The 3,361-nt window shown below is 62.8% G+C and carries 3 protein-coding genes; 1 reads left to right on the forward strand and 2 read right to left on the reverse strand.

The window, feature by feature from the left end:
- Positions 1 to 59: 59 nt before the first annotated feature.
- On the reverse strand, positions 60 to 2,162 hold the full coding sequence (gene pnp, locus J8847_RS23870) for a polyribonucleotide nucleotidyltransferase (RefSeq protein ID WP_211527178.1): 2,103 nt from the start codon (positions 2,160 to 2,162) through the stop codon (positions 60 to 62).
- Between the two features lie 172 nt (positions 2,163 to 2,334).
- Positions 2,335 to 2,604: a 30S ribosomal protein S15 gene (rpsO, locus tag J8847_RS23875; RefSeq protein WP_027867691.1), complete on the reverse strand. Its 270-nt coding sequence runs from the start codon at positions 2,602 to 2,604 to the stop codon at positions 2,335 to 2,337.
- Positions 2,605 to 2,743: 139 nt separating this feature from the next.
- On the opposite strand from rpsO, the gene J8847_RS23880 reads away from it, so the two are divergent.
- Positions 2,744 to 3,274 carry a hypothetical protein gene (locus J8847_RS23880; RefSeq protein ID WP_229513188.1) on the forward strand — a complete coding sequence of 177 codons (531 nt, stop codon included), beginning with the start codon at positions 2,744 to 2,746 and terminating at the stop codon, positions 3,272 to 3,274.
- Positions 3,275 to 3,361 lie beyond the last annotated feature (87 nt).

Below are 3,361 nucleotides of genomic sequence, written 5' to 3' on the forward strand. Positions count from 1 at the left end.
AATAAAAAACCGCCAGGCTCACGCACTGGCGGTTTTTGCTGGCTTGAAGCCGCGATCGCTTACTGCGCCGCGCCTTCCACCGGATCGGCTGCCTTCATCGACAGCTTCAGGCGGCCGCGCTCGTCGGTCTCGAGGACCTTCACGCGCACTTGCTGGCCTTCCTTCAGGTAGTCGGCCACGGCGTTGACGCGCTCGTTGGCGATCTGCGAGATGTGCAGCAGGCCGTCCTTGCCCGGCATGACCTGAACGATCGCGCCGAAGTCGAGCAGCTTGAGCACGGTGCCGTCGTAGGTCTTGCCCACTTCGACCGATGCGGTCAGCTCTTCGATGCGGCGCTTGGCTTCCTGGCCGGCGGCGGCGTCGACCGACGCGATGGTCACGATGCCTTCGTCGGTGATGTCGATCTGGGTGCCGGTTTCTTCGGTCAGCGCGCGGATGACGGCGCCGCCCTTGCCGATCACGTCACGGATCTTTTCCGGGTTGATGCGGATGGTGATCAGGCGCGGTGCGAAGTCCGACAGCTCGGTCTTCACGGTCGGCATGGCCTTCTGCATCTCGGCCAGGATGTGCTGGCGGGCTTCCTTGGCCTGGGCCAGCGCCACCTGCATGATTTCCTTGGTGATGCCCTGGATCTTGATGTCCATCTGCAGCGCGGTGATGCCTGCCGGGGTACCTGCGACCTTGAAGTCCATGTCGCCCAGGTGGTCTTCGTCACCCAGGATGTCGGTCAGGACGGCGAACTTGCCGCCTTCCTTGATCAGGCCCATGGCGATGCCGGCGACGTGCGCCTTCATCGGCACGCCGGCGTCCATCAGCGCCAGGCAGCCGCCGCACACCGACGCCATCGACGAGGAGCCGTTCGACTCGGTGATTTCCGAGACCAGGCGCACCGAGTAGCTGAACTCGTCAGCCGACGGCAGCGCGGCGACCAGCGCGCGCTTGGCCAGGCGGCCGTGGCCGACTTCGCGGCGCTTCGGGGTACCCACGCGGCCGGTTTCGCCGGTGGCGAACGGAGGCATGTTGTAGTGCAGCATGAAGTCGTCGGTGTACTCGCCCATCAGCGCGTCGATCTTCTGGCTGTCGCGCGCGGTGCCGAGGGTGGCGACGACCAGCGCCTGGGTTTCACCGCGGGTAAACAGGGCCGAACCGTGGGTACGCGGCAGGACGCTGGTGCGGATCGCGATCGGACGCACGGTGCGGGTGTCGCGGCCGTCGATACGCGGTTCGCCTTCCAGGATCTGCGAACGCACGACCTTGGCTTCCATGTCGAACAGGATGTTGCCGACTTCGGCCGCATCGGCTTCCACGCCCTGCGCGGCCAGTTCGGCCATCACTTCGGCGGACAGCGACTTCAGCTTCTGCTGGCGCGCCGATTTTTCGCGGGTCTGGTATGCGTCGCGCACTTTCGCGCCGGCCAGCTCGCCCACGCGGGCGATCAGTGCTTCGTTCTTCGGCGCCGGCGCCCATTCGACTTCCGGCTTGCCGCCATCGGCGACCAGGTCGTGGATCGCATCGATCACGGCCTTCATCTGGTCGTGGCCGAAGACGACCGCGCCGAGCATGATTTCTTCCGACAGCTGCTGGGCTTCCGATTCCACCATCAGGACGGCGGTTTCGGTACCGGCCACGACCAGGTCCATCTGCGAGGTCTTGAGCTGGGTGGTGGTCGGGTTCAGGATGTACTGGCCGTTCGCGTAGCCGACGCGCGCCGCGCCGATCGGGCCGTTGAACGGGATGCCGGCGATGCACAGGGCGGCCGAAGCGCCGATCATCGACGGGATGTCCGGGTCGATCTCAGGATTGACCGACAGGACGTGGATGATGACCTGGACTTCGTTCAGGTAGCCTTCCGGGAACAGCGGGCGGATCGGACGGTCGATCAGGCGCGAGGTCAGGGTCTCTTTTTCGGAAGGACGGCCTTCGCGCTTGAAGAAGCCGCCCGGGATCTTACCGGCTGCGTACGTTTTTTCCATGTAGTCGACGGTCAGCGGGAAGAAGTCCTGGCCCGGCTTGGCGTCTTTCTTGGCGACTACGGTTGCCAGCACGACGGTATCTTCGACCGACACGACGACGGCGCCGGATGCCTGGCGCGCGATCTCACCCGTCTCCATGGTGACCGTGTGTTGACCGTACTGGAAGGTTTTCGTAACTTTATTAAACATGGGTAATCCCTTTCTATTTGCCGACAGATTTTCAGGGGCTGTCGTTCACCTCACCACGGGCCGCCTCAGCGGCCTTTACAACAACTTCAACAACAAGACGGCAAAAACAAAAAATGCCCGCGACAGTGTTACTGGCGCAGGCATTTCGTGACTAAACCGTCTGGCGCAACGATTACTTACGCAGGCCGAGCTTGGCGATCAGATCGCGGTAACGGTTAGCGTCCTTACGCTTCAGGTAAGCCAGCAGGCTCTTACGACGGTTAACCATCATGATCAGGCCACGGCGGGAGTGGTGATCCTTCTGGTGTGCCTTGAAGTGGCCGTTCAGCTCGTTGATACGTGCGGTCAGCAGTGCGACCTGGACTTCCGGGGAACCGGTGTCGTTCTGGCCACGTGCGTTGTCCGCGATGATCGCGGCTTTGTTGATGTTTTCTACGGTCATGATGTTACCTTTCACATGCGGTGCAAGAGTCGGAACCCAGCGCACCGTGATTATCAAAAAACCTGTCCAAAACGGACAGACCCGCCAGTATAGGTGAAAACGCTTCGCGGAGCCAGTGTTTGCACCCTCCGGATCGGGCATGATGGAGTTTTCGGGGCATTTTGCGGGTGAAAATATGACAAACATAGTCAAAATTGCAATTACCGCTGCCGCGCTGGCGCTTGCGGGGTGCGCGCTGCCCCAGGCGCCCGTGCCCGGCGAGCCGCTCGAGGCCGTGCGCGCCAGGCTGGGGGCGCCGACGGCGGTGTATCCCATGCCGGACGGGCAGATGCTGGAGTATGCGACCGGGCCCTTCGGGCAATACACCTACATGGCGCGCATCGGGCAGGATGGACGGCTGGTGAGCTGGGAGCAGGTGCTGACCGGGGAGAAGTTCGCGACCATCAAGATCGATCGCGCGACCAAGGAGGATGTCTTGCGCACGCTGGGCCGGCCGGCCGAGGTGTCGCGGGTGGCGCTGCGCAATTACGAGGTGTGGTCGTACCGGTACAAGGAGGCGGGGGTGTGGGATTCGCTCATGCATGTGCACTTCGATGAGCAGGGGGTGGTCAGGCAGATGATGAATGGACCGGATCCGAGGTTTGAGAGGGATGGGAAGTTTGGGTTGTGATAGGTTCCGGGCTGCTCTTGCGAACTTGGGTCCCCGCCTTCGCGGGGACGACGTTGGTTTAGGTGCGTGAAAAGCGTCGGCGCGATT

Source organism: Massilia sp. AB1 (assembly GCF_018119385.1).
In the GTDB taxonomy this organism is placed as follows: domain Bacteria; phylum Pseudomonadota; class Gammaproteobacteria; order Burkholderiales; family Burkholderiaceae_D; genus Telluria.